General features: G+C 40.3%; 13 protein-coding genes. 5 read left to right on the forward strand and 8 right to left on the reverse strand.

What is annotated here, in order from left to right:
• Window positions 1–23: 23 nt before the first annotated feature.
• The 3 genes from KK060_RS17415 to KK060_RS17425 all read right to left on the reverse strand — a co-directional run bounded on the left by KK060_RS17415 (window position 24) and on the right by KK060_RS17425 (window position 4,997).
• A complete protein-coding gene (locus KK060_RS17415; RefSeq protein WP_254155050.1) occupies window positions 24–641 on the reverse strand; it encodes a sterol desaturase family protein in 618 nt (205 codons plus the stop codon).
• A gap of 76 nt (window positions 642–717) precedes the next feature.
• The gene (bshA, locus tag KK060_RS17420) at window positions 718–1,869 is read right to left on the reverse strand and encodes an N-acetyl-alpha-D-glucosaminyl L-malate synthase BshA (protein ID WP_254155073.1); all 1,152 of its coding nucleotides are present in this window, start codon (window positions 1,867–1,869) and stop codon (window positions 718–720) included.
• 86 nt (window positions 1,870–1,955) lie between these two features.
• Complete coding sequence (locus KK060_RS17425; RefSeq protein WP_254155051.1) at window positions 1,956–4,997, reverse strand: serine hydrolase; 3,042 nt, start codon at window positions 4,995–4,997, stop codon at window positions 1,956–1,958.
• Between the two features lie 200 nt (window positions 4,998–5,197).
• Here KK060_RS17425 and mutL point away from each other — a divergent pair, with 200 nt between their 5' ends.
• The 4 genes from mutL to KK060_RS17445 all read left to right on the forward strand — a co-directional run bounded on the left by mutL (window position 5,198) and on the right by KK060_RS17445 (window position 9,381).
• Window positions 5,198–7,009 carry a DNA mismatch repair endonuclease MutL gene (gene mutL / locus KK060_RS17430; protein ID WP_254155052.1) on the forward strand — a complete coding sequence of 604 codons (1,812 nt, stop codon included), beginning with the start codon at window positions 5,198–5,200 and terminating at the stop codon, window positions 7,007–7,009.
• A gap of 34 nt (window positions 7,010–7,043) precedes the next feature.
• The gene (locus KK060_RS17435; RefSeq protein ID WP_254155053.1) at window positions 7,044–7,634 is read left to right on the forward strand and encodes a rhomboid family intramembrane serine protease; all 591 of its coding nucleotides are present in this window, start codon (window positions 7,044–7,046) and stop codon (window positions 7,632–7,634) included.
• A gap of 9 nt (window positions 7,635–7,643) precedes the next feature.
• Complete coding sequence (locus KK060_RS17440) at window positions 7,644–8,552, forward strand: rhomboid family intramembrane serine protease (protein WP_254155054.1); 909 nt, start codon at window positions 7,644–7,646, stop codon at window positions 8,550–8,552.
• Window positions 8,553–8,622: 70 nt separating this feature from the next.
• Entirely contained in the window at window positions 8,623–9,381 is a 759-nt protein-coding gene (locus KK060_RS17445; protein ID WP_254155055.1) for an oxygenase MpaB family protein, read from the forward strand.
• A gap of 278 nt (window positions 9,382–9,659) precedes the next feature.
• Here KK060_RS17445 and KK060_RS17450 read toward each other — a convergent pair whose 3' ends face one another.
• From KK060_RS17450 to KK060_RS17470, 5 genes are all read right to left on the reverse strand, one after another.
• Window positions 9,660–11,822: a xanthine dehydrogenase family protein molybdopterin-binding subunit gene (locus KK060_RS17450; protein ID WP_254155056.1), complete on the reverse strand. Its 2,163-nt coding sequence runs from the start codon at window positions 11,820–11,822 to the stop codon at window positions 9,660–9,662.
• 7 nt (window positions 11,823–11,829) lie between these two features.
• Window positions 11,830–12,291, reverse strand: coding sequence for a (2Fe-2S)-binding protein (locus KK060_RS17455; RefSeq protein WP_254155057.1), 462 nt, complete (start codon window positions 12,289–12,291; stop codon window positions 11,830–11,832).
• Between the two features lie 531 nt (window positions 12,292–12,822).
• Window positions 12,823–13,554, reverse strand: a complete 732-nt coding sequence (locus KK060_RS17460) for a carboxypeptidase-like regulatory domain-containing protein (RefSeq protein ID WP_254155058.1) — start codon at window positions 13,552–13,554, stop codon at window positions 12,823–12,825.
• Between the two features lie 55 nt (window positions 13,555–13,609).
• A complete protein-coding gene (gene rlmN / locus KK060_RS17465) occupies window positions 13,610–14,656 on the reverse strand; it encodes a dual-specificity RNA methyltransferase RlmN (RefSeq protein WP_254155059.1) in 1,047 nt (348 codons plus the stop codon).
• A gap of 147 nt (window positions 14,657–14,803) precedes the next feature.
• Complete coding sequence (locus KK060_RS17470; protein ID WP_254155060.1) at window positions 14,804–15,136, reverse strand: hypothetical protein; 333 nt, start codon at window positions 15,134–15,136, stop codon at window positions 14,804–14,806.
• 172 nt (window positions 15,137–15,308) lie between these two features.
• Between KK060_RS17470 and KK060_RS17475 the strand changes: the two genes are divergently transcribed.
• The gene (locus tag KK060_RS17475; protein ID WP_254155061.1) at window positions 15,309–16,589 is read left to right on the forward strand and encodes a serine hydrolase; all 1,281 of its coding nucleotides are present in this window, start codon (window positions 15,309–15,311) and stop codon (window positions 16,587–16,589) included.
• Window positions 16,590–16,613: the final 24 nt, after the last annotated feature.

Genomic DNA, 16,613 nt, shown 5'->3' on the forward strand with positions numbered 1-16,613 from the left:
TGTTTAATAGCTAAAGCTTATGATTATTTCTTTTCACGCATGGTGCCGAAAATGTAATCCCACAGTGGTGAAGACACCCCAAAAACTACTTCACCATCTTTATAGTGATGTACCGCGTGATTCACCCAAAGCGCTTTAAGGAAATTCTTTGGAGGTTGATATACGTGTACAATGTAGTGGACTGAAAGATACAGTGCGTAACCTACCAGAAATCCTGGTAAAAATGCAAAAGCTACATCACCCAAAACAAGCCGAAACAGTAGTAATAAAATAGTAGCAATAGTCACACTCAAAAGTGGAGGCATTGCTAAGCGCTCTTTGTCTTTTGGAAATTCGTGATGAACGCCATGAACAGTATATTGAAATTTAGCTCTCCATTTAGTGTATGTACCCATGTGAAATACATACCGGTGAGCAAGATATTCCACCAAAGTGAAAGTAAGCATACCCGCAAAGAACATTAGCACCGTAAATTTGGGTGATAATGATGTATGGGTAACACTCCAATACAACAATGTTGTGGAATAGGTGAAAAAGATGATCAGGGGAATTGAAATGTGAGTTCTGGACAATTTTTCCAATACAGGATTCTTGAAAAGTTGTCTTGTCCCCCTGTTTTTCGGAAGTATTGCTTCTGCCATAGAATTCAGAGTTTATAATTTTCCCTAAAATTTTATACCGGCCCGCAAATATAGAATGGCAATGGTGTAATCCAAATTACTTCGAACTTACCCGCGTGCCAGAAGAAATTTTTTCAATTACCTGTTGATAATACGATTCATAGAGCGGTAAGATTCGTGAGATATCAAATTCTTTGGCTCTTTTTAATGCATTTTGTTTAAAAACGGGAAGATTATTCTTATCAAGAATGAAAAGCGATTTTTGAGTCATGTCTTCAATGTCCCCCACCGCACTTAAAAATCCGGTCTCTCCCTGAACGTTTAATTCAGGTAAGCCCCCTGTGTTGGATGAGATAACAGGAACTTCACATGCCATGGCTTCCAATGCAGCTAAACCAAAGCTTTCTTTCTCTGAAGGCATAAGAAATAGATCTGCAACAGAGAGGACCTCTTCAACTGCCTCAAGCTTACCAAGAAAACGAACATCATCATGAATACCCATTTGGCGACAACAAGTTTCCGCCCGTGCTCTTTCAGGGCCATCACCTATCAAAAGAAGTTTTGCGGGTATTTCTTTATGAATATTTGCAAAGATTTTTATTACGTCACCAACACGCTTTACCTTCCTGAAATTTGATGTATGCACTATAAGTGATTCACCATGAGGGCAAATTGCTTTTTTAAAATGATCTTTTTTCTGTTTTTTAAATTTTTCGAGATCAATAAAATTAGGTATAACCTCAATATCACTGGTAATTTTAAAGGATTCATAAGTTTCTTTTCTTAGATCTTCTGATACCGCTGTAACACCGTCTGACTGGTTTATACTGAAGGTGACTACTGGCTCATAAGACGAGTCCTTTCCAACAAGGGTTATATCTGTTCCATGAAGGGTAGTTACAACTGGTATTGTTATACCTTGTGATTTGAGTATTTGCTTAGCCATATATGCAGCTGAAGCATGTGGAATGGCATAATGAACATGAAGAAGATCGAGCTTTTCATTTTGAACTACACTTACCATTTTACTGGCTAGCGCCAGCTCATAAGGAGCATATTCAAAAAGGGGATAAGAGTTGATGTTAACTTCATGATAGAATAAATTTTCATTCAGGAAATCAAGGCGTGAGGGCTGCGAGTACGTAATAAAATGAACTTTATGTCCTTCTTTAGCAAGGGCTTTCCCCAGTTCAGTTGCTACCACGCCACTTCCACCGAAGGTAGGGTAACAAACTATCCCGATATTTATTCTATCCACAATTTAAAAGTTAAAAATTACTCATTTAAAAAGATGTCGCAAGCTAACACCAAATATTGTGGATGCCTTTCCGCTTATCAAAAGTTGGGTTCTGCCGTAATTTCAGTCTTATTCTTTACGCAATAGTCAAAAATTGATTCATAGATCGCATCCTGTATGCGAGAACGGATATTGGCGTTTAAAAGTTTATTATTGGTCATATCAGGGTGCACTCTATTTGATAAAAAGATATAAACCAGGTTAAATTGAGGATCTACCCAGATACAGGTGCCGGTAAAACCGGTATGTCCAAATGTCCGGGGTGAGGCATAAAGCGACGTAGGACTATTGATGTCATTTGGTATGGGCTTGTCCCAGCCCAATCCTCTTCTGCTAGTTTCGAATTGTCTTTGCGTAAACAATCGAACAGTTTCGGGTTGGTAATAGCGGTAGCCGCCATATTCACCTTCCTGCAGAAGCATTTGGCCAAGCTTTGCAAGGTCATTAGCCGTGCTAAATAATCCTGCATGGCCTGCCACCCCTCCTAGCATCGCCGCGCCCTGATCATGAACCGTACCTATCAATAATGATTTTCTGAATAGTTTATCGTTCTCTGTCGGAGCAATACGTGAAATTGGATAACGCATTAACGGTAAATACCCGGTAGTGTAGGCACCCAGCGGTTCATATAGATTTTGCTCAAGGAAGTCTTCAATGGGTTGATTAAGGATTTTCTCCCCGAGACGCTGCAAAACGTAAAAGCCCATGTCGCTATACCGGTAGTCATAAGGGGTACGCTGTGGTTTTTCCCTGATCTTTGCCTTCACAATCCAATTCCAAACCGTATCTCTTATTGCTGAAGAAGCATAGAGGTGATCAGCAACAACGTAAGGATATCGCAGCGATGGCTCTTTCGCATAATACTCAGGAAGATAATTTGAATCTTTCATTGTCTGTGCCCAGAAGGGCAGAAATGGCCATAAACCGGCCTGGTGTGTCAAGATATCTTTTAGAGTAAAATCTTTTTTGTTTGACTTGCCAAGTTCTGGTAAATAAATTCTTGCTTTTTTATAGATGTCAATTAGACCTCTGTCATGCATAAACATGGTTGTCTGCAGTGTTGCCGATACCTTTGTCACAGAAGCCAGGTCGTAGATGGTAGAGTCTGTAACAGGAGTCTGGTTTTCATAAGTAAGGTATCCAAACGATTTTTCATAAACGATCTTACCGTCTCTCGCCACCAGAACATGACAACCTGGAGTTGCTCCAATACTTATGGCTTCTTTAGCTATAGATTCTATTTTCTTTAATGCGTTACCTGACATCCCAACATCCTCAGGTATAGAATAGCCCAGACGATTTAACGATTTTGTTTTAATGCCCGTACCTGCCTGCAAGGTTCCAAGAGAAGCAGGTAAAATGCCTTGTGAAGCAATACCTCCGAAAATTACCTGAGGTATAAGTGTCATTAACGGTTGTTGCGCAGCATACGCCTCTACAATTACAGGCAGATCGTTTACGTACTTGCCGAAGCCAGGAGCGCCGAGATCAACAGCAATTACTTGTTGATCAATTTTTTTTGTTTTAAGTATTTCTGCTACTTGCTGTGTTATAGCTTCTGTTGTAAGTGAAGTGAAGGCCACAATAACAACGTCGTGGCTATTTATTATATTCTGTACGCGGTTTACGTCCTTCTCGCTACGTACAGATATTCTTTTTGACTTTACATACTTTGATACAAGACGGTGGAAATCATTAAACTTTGCTGTGTCACCTACAACAATGCTGGCGAATTTTTTATTCTCAAGCGAAAGAATAGGAATTGTATTGTCTGTATTCTTTACTACAGTAATTGTTTCACGAAAAATTTTTTGCTGTAATACTTTGGTGGTCTCTTTGTTTAATTTTAGAAGTAGGTTATCCGTGTTTAGTTCACGCTTTTGATACAGCTGAGCGTCATACTTTACTCCGAGTATCTTCTTTACGGAGTTTTCAAGTTGAGCTTCGTATTGCTTTTCCTTCTTGAGCAATCTCCTTATTTTCCGAATGGCAGGATCAATGTTACCCGATGTGATGAAAACATCATTGCCAGCCTGGAATGCGAAAAGCTCTGCATCTCCATTTTTTAATCGGTCTGAGGCAGCTTCTAATGTATTAATATCGATTACTACTAGTCCATTAAACTTCATTTGCTTTCTTATCCAATCACCTGCAAAGGAGGAAGACAAGACAGCACCTGAATAATCGTTTTTCCTGGCTGCTTTTTTACTTTCGTAGAATAACGGTAAGTCTTTGGAAGCTGGCATTACCGCGGGTAATCCTTGCTTAAAAAGCTGACCAAAGGGATAGGCGTTAAGGCTATCGACAAATGAGTGAAGTACCGGAACGTCTTTTTCGATATCTGTTATGGTAATGCCTTCAATAGGAAAATACTTTGCACAAGTTAAAATTCCTTCTGATTGCATGGCCTTTAGAAATGTTAAGGCTTTTCTTGTTACAAGAAACCGCTCTTCTCCAAACGTGGCACTTCTAGGTGTTATATCTGTTCTTGTTGCGAGATTGGCATTAAGGCCTATGTTCATATTAACACCAAGCATTTTTAACTGACGTGCGATTTCTTTGCTCATTACCCATAATGAAGAGTCAGATGTAGTAGCTCCTAAAGCTAATGGAGTAGGAAATGTAATGGTGCTATCTAAAAGACTTCCCAACCCGTTTGGAATATCTTGGGCGATGAACAGAGGCACTTTGGCAACCGACTGAAAGTTTCTGGTGGCTTCCAATTGTTTTAAGGGATGCCCTGTGGTAAACACTACGCCACCGACAGTTTCTGTTCTTATCTCTCGCTCTACGTCCTGTAACTTGTTATCTTCCCAATGTGAAGATGCCTGAATAAGGAACATCTGGGCTATCTTTTCAGATTCGCTGAGCTCGTTAAAAACACTGTCAACCCAATGTTCCTTTTTACTCTTTTGTGCCTGTGCAGATGATAAAACAATTAAGATTAGAAAATACGTAAGGAAAGATTTTTGAATCATCTTAATTATGGCGGCTGTTAACGAAATAAGTTTCAAGTTATTAAAATCACTTGTTTCAAAGAAAAGTTCTACAACAAAGGTCATGCTGATAAACGCATTCATCCCCATTTATTTATCAGAATAAAAACCATTAGAATCAAAACCAGAGTTAGATGCAACTTTTAATCAACTGATAATTAGGATTTAGGACTTGCAGCACAGATTTTACCAACTTTTAATTTAAAATTCCGATTAATAAATGAGAAGTAGTTACTCTTCATTCAATTACATTAATTTGCACCGGGTGTTTATTGCCGATTACCATGCCAGATATTATTCAACTTCTTCCGGATTCTATTGCTAATCAGATTGCTGCTGGTGAAGTGGTGCAAAGGCCTGCTTCTGCTGTAAAGGAACTGATGGAGAATGCGATTGACGCGGGTGCAAAGAATATAAAATTAATTGTTAAAGAGGCAGGTAAGGCCTTAATTCAAGTGATTGATGACGGCTCTGGTATGTCAGAAACAGATGCCAGAATGAGTCTTGAGCGTCATGCTACTTCGAAGATCCGAAAAGCTGAAGACTTATTTTCGCTGTATACTATGGGGTTTCGGGGTGAAGCACTTGCCTCTATTGCAGCTGTTTCGCAAATGGAAATGCGAACAAGGCTTGCATCTAATGAGCTCGGTATTTGCCTTGTAGTTGAAGGTTCAGAAGTTAAAAAACAGGAGCCGGTAGCAAGTGAGAGGGGTACCAGTATCAGTGTCAAGAATTTATTCTATAACATTCCAGCGCGAAGAAATTTTTTGAAATCAAATCCGGTAGAGTTAAAACATATTATTGACGAGTTTCAGCGACTTGCGTTGGCAAATCCTGATATATCTTTTTCATTTATTCAGGCTGACGAAGTTATTTATGATTTGACAGCTGGAAAATTAAGCCAACGTATAGTAAACATTTTCGGTAAATCATATCAGGAACAACTGGCAGCTTGTCAGGAGCAAACCGAACTTTTAAAAGTAACCGGTTATGTGGGTAAACCAGATTTTGCGAGAAAGACGAGAGGAGAACAATTTCTTTTTGTTAACAAGCGGTTCATTCGCTCCAATTATCTGAACCATGCAGTAATGAGCGCATTTGAGGGATTAATTCAAGATAACAGCTTCCCTTTTTATGTACTGTTTATTGAAATAAACCCCAAACATATTGATGTTAACGTTCACCCTACAAAAACAGAGATAAAGTTTGACGATGAACGTGCTGTATATGCCGTTATACGCTCTGCTGTAAGGCAAGCGATAGGCTCTCACAATTTAACGCCAGGTCTGGACTTTAATGCAGATGTTAACATTATCAATAAGCTCAACCAGTCCTCCGATTCTAAAGAAGTATACTTTGAAGAACGTTTTTCAACAGCGCTTCACCGCTCGAACCAACAAAACTGGGACAAGCTTTTTGAGGGTAATACCAATAGCAAATTATTACCACAGGAGGAAAAACTGCCTCCTGTGCATACCTTAAGGTTCGAAAGCTCTATGAATTTGAGCACGGAACAGGTTATGCCCGAAGAGAAAGTTATCCTTCAGTTGCATAATCGTTTTATAGTGCGACAAGTAAAATCTGGCATGATGATTTTAGACCAGCAGGCTGCGCATGAACGGATTTTGTTCGAGAAATTTTTGAATCAGCTTAAAAACAGATCTGGCGAATCGCAACAAAGCCTCTTCCCGCAAAGCATAACTTTGGGAGCAGCAGATTTTGCACTGGTGCTTGAAATGGAGCAGGAGATAACCGCTCTCGGTTTTCGTTTTGAAGTATTTGGCAAGAATACATTTGCCATAAACGGAATTCCGTCTGGTCTATCTTCAGGAAGGGAGAAAGAGTTGTTTGAAGGATTAATAGAACAGTTTAAAATAAATCAATCAGAACTAGCGTTGCCAATACAGGAAAACCTGGCGAGGTCACTGGCGAAACGGGCAAGTCTTAAATCTGGTCAGAAACTTGTGAAGGAGGAAATGAACGTGCTGATAGACAACCTATTTGCATGTAAAACACCTAACTATTCTCCTGATGGCAATCCAACATTTTTTATTTTTGAGCTGAATAAAATTGAAAGTTATTTTAACCGTCAATAGAAAAGAACGTTATTAAAGAAATTAAACGACGCAAATGTTTAGACTTACGCCCGTTGTCCGGAATCTAATTTTAATAAATGTAGTTGTATTTCTGTTTCAGAATATTATGCCTGGTGTAGCGCAATGGCTATCCTTGTTTAATATTAATACACCCTATTTCAGACCATATCAGTTATTTACTTATATGTTCTGCCATGGGGGCTTTTTTCACATTTTCTTTAATATGTTAATGCTTAGTTTTTTCGGACCTATTCTTGAAGACTTCTGGGGTCAGAAAAGATTCATCATGTTCTATACAATTGCTGGAATTGGTGCGGGAATTTTTAATATACTAATGGACCTCTTTTTTCAGATCGGGTCATTTTCTGTTATGCTCGGTGCATCAGGAGCAGTTTATGCTGTGTTAACGGCATTCGGAATATTGTTCCCCAATATGAGGCTTGGTCTTTTTCTTTTACCAATAACCTTCAAGGCGAAGTATATGGTTATGGTATTAGGAAGTCTTGCAATTATTAATGGCTTTCGCGGAAGCCCAGGCGATAGCACGGCTCACTTGGCTCACTTAGGGGGAATAGTGGTTGCTATAATATTCCTTCAATTTTGGCGGGAGAGAGGTCATTACTGATTTTAATTTATGTTTGAAGAATTTAAAAGCGCATTTAACCGATACAATAACGGCCATGTGCAACTGATCATTATCAACGTAGTGATCTTTCTGGCGCTGGGCGTGCTGTTTGTAGTTTCAAAGATATCTGGTACACCATTCCTTTTTGAAACAGTTTACGATCAGTTTACGCTGCCCTCACCTATACAAGAGTTCATCAAAGAACCATGGACTTTAATCACCTATTCGTTCGCACATTACTTCGATTACGATAGGAGTGACGTAGGTGTGTTTCATATCCTGATGAATATGCTCGTATTCTACTGGTTTGGGAGATTGTTCATCGAATATCTCGGAAGTGATAAGCTCATCGCAGTGTATGTGCTGGGTGGTTTAGCGGGGGGACTTCTGTATCTGTTGCTTTACAACACAATTCCTTTCTTTATAGAACAAAGAAGTAGTTTAGTAGGTGCATCTGCAGCCGTTTATGCAGTTGTGGTAGCAGTAGCTACTTTAATTCCTAACTACACATTCTATTTATTGTTTCTTGGTCCCGTGCGTATTAAATATATTGCAGGCTTCTATATTGTCATTTCATTCTTAGGCGCTGTAGGTACAAATGCTGGTGGTAACATAGCCCACTTAGGAGGCGCTCTTATTGGCTATGTATATATGAAACAACTTCAGGCCGGTTCTAACTGGGGTATGTGGGTGACATCTACGCTTTACTGGATTAAGAATCTCTTTAAGGCAAAGCCGAATGTAAAAGTTTCTTACAGAAAGGAAAGGGAGAAATATTCGAAGGCAACGGTTAATGCAGATAAGAATTCTTTTTCACAAGAAGAGATTGATGCTATTCTTGATAAAATTTCGGCCGCAGGCTATGAGAGTCTAACCAAGGAGGAAAAGGAAAAGTTATTCAATGCCAGCAAGCGTTAATATTCTGCTGTTTTATTGATTAGTCTGTAAGATCTGAACAATTACCAATCAGGTATACGTTTAAGATTATATGTCATTCTTCGTTAAACAGAATTCCATTGTACGTACCATTTGGGGCAGGCACGACACCGTCCTTTTCATCTTTGGTGGCGCTTCCGCTGAGTTTGCTTTGAATAAGGCCGTAGACTGGTTGTACTTCACGGGTCGTCTTCCTGCAGATCCTATCGGCAGGTTATTTTCTACCGTTACTTATGCCCGTAAGATCGTGTTTTCACCGGAGCAGGTTGCGTTGCAAGTAATTGATAGGATGCGTGCTATACACGGCGAAGTAGAGAATAAACGAAACGCTACAATTCCTGATTGGGCTTATCGCGACGTTCTTTTTATGCTGATACATTACTCAATTGCTTCTTTCGAACTGCTTGAGCGAAAGCTAGCAGAAGATGAGAAAGAAGAAGTATTTAGAACTTTCTATAGGGTAGGCGATAGGATGGGATTGAAAGAACTGCCTTTAAATTATAACGATTGGTTAAACGCTCGTGAGCAACATCTAAATAGTAATCTGCAAAAGAGCAAATACACAAAAGATCTCTTTAAGCAATATAAAAAACATCTGGGACCATTACGTTATCAAATTCTGGTGCAAGCCCAGATCTTGGTTATACCTGAAAGGGTGCGCTCATTGTTAAACTTCAAAAGATCTTCATGGCTAAAACCGTTTGTTCCTGTTTATAAAATTACAAGAAAATTAAAAATTGACTGGTACCTTATTTCGGGATTACTACCAACACAATACAGGGAAGAGATCAAAGCATTAAATGTAGTTTAGATTGCTTACGTCCTACCAATAATGGGAGGTCGAGGTGGAGTGTTTCATTGTGTCGTTACGAGATGACGGGTACACATGTAAAGCAATACGACATTCGTCAAACGGACGCAATGACGTGCTAAAAAGGAAGTACGTCATTGCGCCTGTTCCGGCGTATGGCGGGCGGAAAGCTGGCGGGAGGATAAGAGCGGTAGAGCGAAGCAATCCCCTTCCAATGGAATGCTAACAGGAGACGTAGAGGTGTTTTTGATGTCTTAAATGACGATTCTTTATTACTTCTACAAATTCCGGCTAATATTCACATCGCCCATACCTTCCTGCTTGATGAAAGGCTGTTCGTAGATACGTTTCCCTGTGGCTTTGAACAACGCATTTGCTACTGCTCCGCCCGTAGGAGGAAGGGCAGGTTCCCCTAATCCTGTAGGATCAATACCATTATCAACAAAGTCTACTTCGATCTCAGGTACTTCCTTAAATTTAATCAACCTGTAGTTGTTGAAATTATTCTGTTGTACTGCTCCTGCATTAAACGTCAGGTTACCAAACATGGCATGGCCTAGTCCATCTATTATACCACCACGTACTTGTTGATAAGAACCACTTAAGTTTACAACGATACCACAATCCGCGGCAGCGAAAATTTTCTTCAATACGGGTTTGCCTTGAACCATGGCTACCTCAGCTACCTGGGCAACATACGAACGATGTGAGAAGTAAACACTAAAGCCTTGGAACACATCGTTCTTTTTCCCCCAGTTTGCTTTCTCTGCAGCAAGTTTGGTAACCCCTATCATCCGATCGACATCGTACTTCATTGCGCCAACAGGTGATTGCTTTGCTTTCTGCAACAAGTTTAGTCTGAATTGTACCGGGTCTTGTTTTGCCTCGCCAGCAACTTCATCTAAAAAGGACTGTTCCGCGTAAGCGAGAAAATTAGTAATGGGTGCGCGCCACGGACACGATGTGATGGGCGACTGGTGTTCAATGGATTCAATCAATAAGTTGTCAACTGCGCCTGCCGGAAAGTTATCTTCACGTGTGCTGTTTCCGGCGTTAATACCTGCGCCCCGCAACTTATACCCGATCATGTTTCCTTTATCATCCAACGCGGCAGAAAAGCGATAGCGCACTGCCGGGCGATAGTAGCCACCCATCATATCATCTTCACGGGTCCAGATTACTTTTACCGGTGCTTTAATAATGCTAGAGAGTTCAGCGGCCTCTGTAGCGTAGTCAGCTTTCAACCTTCGTCCAAAGCCACCACCGAGTCGCGTCATGTTTACGGTAACTTTTTCAGGAGGAATGCCCAGAAGCTTTGCTGTTTCTGTTCTCGCCAGGTCAGGTGTTTGCGTCGGGCCTATCAATTCAACACCATCTTCACGCACATGGGCAAAGAAGTTCATAGGCTCCATGGTGTTATGCGGCAGAAAAGGACATTGATACTCGCGTGTGATCACTTTCGCTGCTTTTGAAAAGGCAGCATCAACATCGCCATCTTTACGTTTCACAGCAGCATCTTTGCTCTCCAAAAGTTCTTTGAAAATACGGTTATGGTCTTCCGTGCTTTCTAACTTACCTTCTGGCTCATAGTCTACCTTCAATTTCTTCCGTGCCTTCATTACCTGCCAGGTAGATTTGCCCACAATGGCTACGTTGTTTTTAAATGTAACAACATCTACAATACCAGGCATGGCTTTAATGGCAGTCAGGTCTGCTGTCTTGATCTTCATGCCAAAAGCAGTAGGCCGTTGAATCATCGCGAAAAGCATCCCTTCACGATAGAAGTCTAATCCGTAAAGAGGCTTACCAGTGATCATCTCATGATTATCAACATTCGGAATAAGTTTGCCGATAAGTTTAAAATCTTTCCTGTCTTTGAGTTTTACTTCGGTAGGAACAGGAACATTCATAGCCTCTGAAGCCAGCTCGCCATAGCTAAGCTTGCGTCCGCTGCCTGCATGTATTACGAAGCTCTTATCAGTAGTGAGTTCACTGACAGAAGCATTTAGCTTTTTAGATGCAGCTTCAACAAGCATGTGTCGTGCTGTGGCACCTGCCTTACGAAGGCGTTCCCATGAATGCGGTATGGCACCGCTTCCTCCAGTTACCTGGCGTTCGAACTTTGTTGAGTCTAAAGGGGCCTGTAACACCTTTACTTTTGCCCAGTCAGCATCAAGCTCATCGGCCACAATCATCGGGAAAGTTGTCTTGATGTTTTGCCCTACTTCCGGATTGGGTGAGAAAATGGTAATAACACCATCAGGTGATATAGAGAGATATCCGTTAAAATCAATAAGCGCAGAAGAAGTAGCCTCCGCGTTAGTTGCTATTTTAATTGGGGTAGCATCGGTGCTGCTCCAGTTAAATCCTAACCACAATCCACCACCTGCAGCTGCTGCAAGTTTCAGGAAATTCCGTCTGTTGGTTTTTTGAATGGTCATGGCTTAGTTATTTAATTTTTGAAGAGGCAAGTACAATGGCTTCTTGTATACGGTGGTAGGTTCCGCATCGGCAGATGTTACCATTCATAGCGGTTTCAATCTGGGCCGTAGTAGGCTCGGGATTTTTGCTTAGCAAGGCAGCTGCAGACATAATTTGGCCTGCCTGGCAATAGCCACATTGGGGCACATCAACCTCTGCCCACGCCTGTTGAACAGGGTGATCTCCTTTTTCTGACAAGCCTTCTATGGTTGTTATTTTACTTTTAGCGGCTGCTGATACAGGGAGTACACAAGAGCGCACGGCGTTCCCGTTCGAATGAACAGTGCACGCGCCGCATTGGGCTATGCCACATCCGTACTTAGTACCAACCAGACCTAAATTATCACGAAGAATCCACAAGAGTGGTGTATCAGGTTCTGCATCTACCGTATATGTACGGTTATTGATTTGTAAATTGTACTGCGCCATTTCTGTGATTGGTTTGAAGCAAAAGTTACAATTATTTTTATACTTAGATCAATGATTATGTATTTACCTGAGTGATTTTAGACAAATGGTAAATCATGTACGTGAAAATGTTAATTTTCTGTTAAAAGCGATCTTGAAACACACCGTTACCACGGGAATAAGGAGAAGTCGAGGAGGAGGGATAGTAACAACCTATGGATAAGGGGATAAGGATGGTTCAGTGTAGCGGCAGAGTAGCCGTGGTGTAGCTATAGTAGTTGTCCCATCAACAATAGGTTTTATGGGACAACGTCTCATGCTGCACAGGCCTTATCTGGTGACTCGTGGGAGAACAATGGGAGAAATGACGTGCTTAACTATACACCATCTGGAAATAACGGGAGAAAATTGGGAGATCATCTATACAACAATGGGAGGCCATCTATAGAACAATGAGAGCGCGTCTATAGGGCATCTATAGCTACTCTACGGCTACTATAAAGCCACGCCGGTGCTACACTGGTAAAGATTACCTAAACTAAAACAAGACATCTATTTTTTTATGGTTTCTTCCTGGAAGAAACGCAGTAACATTTCAACTAGGGCTTGCGAATCTAATTCGTAGATTATATCATAATTCTTCCCATTGAATTTGGTGAGCATGCGGTAGAATTCATTTTCTGAAAGTCGATACTTCTGCATCACTGTATCCTTCACTTCAGGTGAGTTAACAAGTAATACGTAGTTCTTTCCTTTCGCGTTCTCATCTTTTGTCTGTGACAATTTCTTTTTACTCTTTTCATGTTTTGAAAACCGCGAGATAGGTCCGCGTAAAATTATACCTGGACCAAAGGTTTGAATATTCGATGTTCCTGGTGTTTCCCTATATGCTTTTGTCTGCGTAGGATTTTGAAACATGCTTTCTTTAGGAAGAACAGGAAGCCATGGAATGACCACATTACTTTGGATGACTACAGAAGGCAATGTGCGACGCTCTTGACTCAAGTAGACAACACCGGTTTCCTTAAAGCTATTGATGGCGATCTTTTGGGTTTTATAGCCGACAATTGAAAACACAAGGGTATCGGCAGTATTGCCAGCGATAAGGAAATACCCTTTATCATTAGACACGGCTCTGTCCTTAAAATTGTTTGAAATGATATTTACATTGGCAATGGGAGCAAGTGAGGCAGAGTCTGCCACCATACCGGCAATTCGAACCTGGGCATTTAAGGATGTAAATGCCGGTAAAAGGATAATGAACCAAAGATATTTTCTATACATGCCGGAGAGGTCAGCACCTTATAGATGAAGAACGGAAGAATATAGTTTTGGTATGCTAGCTTTTATTTGCCAGCTGGCCGCAGGCGGCGTCGATGTCTTTGCCACGACTTTTTCTTATGCGGGTGGTAATGCCGTGTCTTTCCAACAGATCCATATACATGTTCAGCGATTTCTCAGAGGCCTGTTGAAACTCACCATCATCAATAGGGTTGTATTCAATCAGGTTTACTTTACATGGAATAATCTTGGCGAATTTTAAGAGTGCTTGTGCATGTTCTTCGGTATCGTTAATACCTTTCCATACAACATACTCGTAGGTTACTTTCCGTTTGGTTTTGTTATACCAATATTTTAAAGCTTCACCTAATTCCTCTAATGAGTTGGTATCATTGATAGGCATGATAGAAGAACGAACATGATTTAACGCCGAGTGAAGTGAAACGGCCAGGTTAAATTTAACACCATCATCGGCCATCTTGATGATCATTTTGGCAAGGCCTACGGTAGAAACGGTAAGCCTTTTAGATGCCATGTTCAATCCTTTTTGGGATGTGATCTTTTCAATGGCAGCCATCACGTTATTGTAATTAAGTAATGGTTCGCCCATGCCCATAAAAACAATATTGGTTAATGGTCTTCCAAAGAATAATTCGCTTTGTTCTTTAATGGCAACTACCTGATCGTAGATCTCGTCGGCGTTCAGGTTGCGCATACGTTTAAGGCGCGCTGTAGCACAAAACTTGCAGGCGAGGCTGCAACCTACCTGGGAAGATACGCAGGCTGTAATCCTGGTTTCGGTTGGTATCAGCACCGATTCTACCACCAGGCCATCGTGAAGAGTAACAGCATTTTTAATGGTGCCGTCGCTGCTGCGTTGCATGTGATCTACCTTTATGGTATTGATGGTGAAATTTGCTTTTAAAAGCTCGCGGGTAGCAATTGACAGGTTGGTCATCTGGTCAAAATCTTTGGCAGATTTTTGCCAAAGCCACTCATAAACCTGCTGCGCTCTAAAAGGTTTTTCTCCATTTTCAATGAAAAAGGCTTTTAGCTCTTCAAGTTTCAGTTTCCGGATGTCTCTTTTAACAGTTGCTTCAACCATGGTGCAAATTTAACGTAGGAAGATCAGATTCAATACTTAATAGCTGATTTATGGCTGGTTTTAAGCCTTTACCGAAGATGATTTCCGATTGTTAACAACAAAACAGACTTATTAAGTTTAAGATCCGGTGAATTTCTCGCGATTGATTTATTTGGCGTTCTTAAGCTTTAAGAAAATACGTGTTTCGCAAGGTCGGGAAGAACTGGATACAATCAGTGAATCCGTAGAAAGCTTATCTACCATGAAGCTGTCGGTAATGGTTTGCGATTTTTTGTCAAGAATCAATAGTGTCTCACCATTAAACTTATAAAGAAAGTTCTTGTTATTGGCTGTTCTTTTTTTGGTAAGTATTCGTGTGCTTTCTTCACCATTTCCCTTTTCTTTAAACTTAACAACCTGAGCAGAAGCAGAGGGAGACATTTGCTTCATTTCATTAATCAGTGCATCTGTATCTCCGCTAGCCGTCATTTTGTCTTCCATACATGTGATTTCCTTAACCAATTGCCAAGTACCCAAAACGGATTGAGAGTAGGAAACCTGATAAACTAATAAGAGGGATAACCCAAATAGAAATCTTGTTAAAATACCTGTTTTCATGGAGATAGCAGAAATTGTTAATCGTTAAAGTTAAAATATTAATAGATTTATAAGAATGAATTCAAAAACCAAGCCAGCGTTTACTTGTATTTATTTTCTCTTAATTGTACTTCTATTTACTTCATGCCAGCGAGAAACAAGCAACCTGGACCTTCTTCAAAACCTTATGCAAGAAGATCCTGAAAAGTTTGCAGATATTATCGCCAATAAAGACCGGTATGAAATTCAAATCATCTATACGCAGATAGATCGGGATAGAAATAACAATCCTGTTTTTCACACTTACTATTTTAATGTTGACAGCAATCGCTATTTCTATCCCGCATCAACTGTAAAACTTCCGCTTGTTCTTTTGGCTTTTGAGAAACTAAAGTATTTGAGCGAGAAAGGCATTGATAAATTTACGCCTGTTTTCCATGACAGTGCTTACAGCGGTCAGCTTTCTGTTTCGAAAGATACCACATCAGAAACCGGTTTACCTTCCATTGCTCATTATGCAAAAAAAATATTAGTAGTGAGCGACAACGATGCGTATAACAGGCTCTACGAATTCTTAGGTCAGAAAGAAGTAAACAGGCGGCTGCGCGGCCTTGGATATAATATGAGAGTACTTCATCGCCTTGAACGACCTTTAAGTCAGGATGAAAACAGGCATACAGAAGCTGTGCGTTTTGTAAAGGATGATGCCGTTATTTTTGATCAGCCCATGTTGGTGAATGATGAACCAATTGTTGTAAAAGAAAGAGTATTGAAAGGAAAGGGGTTTATAAGAAACGATTCATTGGTATCTCAACCATTTGACTTTACCTATAAAAACTTCTTTCCTCTAACTGCCCAACATAAAATGCTTCAGGCGCTCTTATTTCCGGAAACAGTAGATGAAAAATTTAGGTTTGATATTTATGATGAAGACAGAGTGTTTGTGTTAAAGTATATGTCACAACTACCAACTGAAACTATATTCCCTTCTTATGGTAAGGATACAACTTACCACGATGCTTATTGTAAGTTTTTTATGTATGGAGCAGGTAGGTCTTCCATTCCCGATAATATCAGAATCTTTAACAAGATTGGTGATGCTTATGGTTACCTGGTTGACAATGCTTACATCGTTGATTTTAAAAATAGCGTAGAATTTATGCTAAGCGCAGTCATTAATACGGACACAGATTCTATCTACAACGATGGAAATTATGATTATGAGACCTTAGGTTATCCTTTTATGAAAAACATTGGACAACTTATTTATAACTATGAGTTAAAACGTAAGCGTGATATTAAACCTGATCTTTCCCCTTTCGTTTTTACATATGATCAGCAAAAGAAAAGGGATTAAGTATTTTCCCGTTTCTTGTAAAAC

This window comes from Chryseosolibacter indicum (assembly GCF_018598585.1).
Lineage (GTDB): Bacteria > Bacteroidota > Bacteroidia > Cytophagales > Cyclobacteriaceae > Chryseosolibacter > Chryseosolibacter indicus.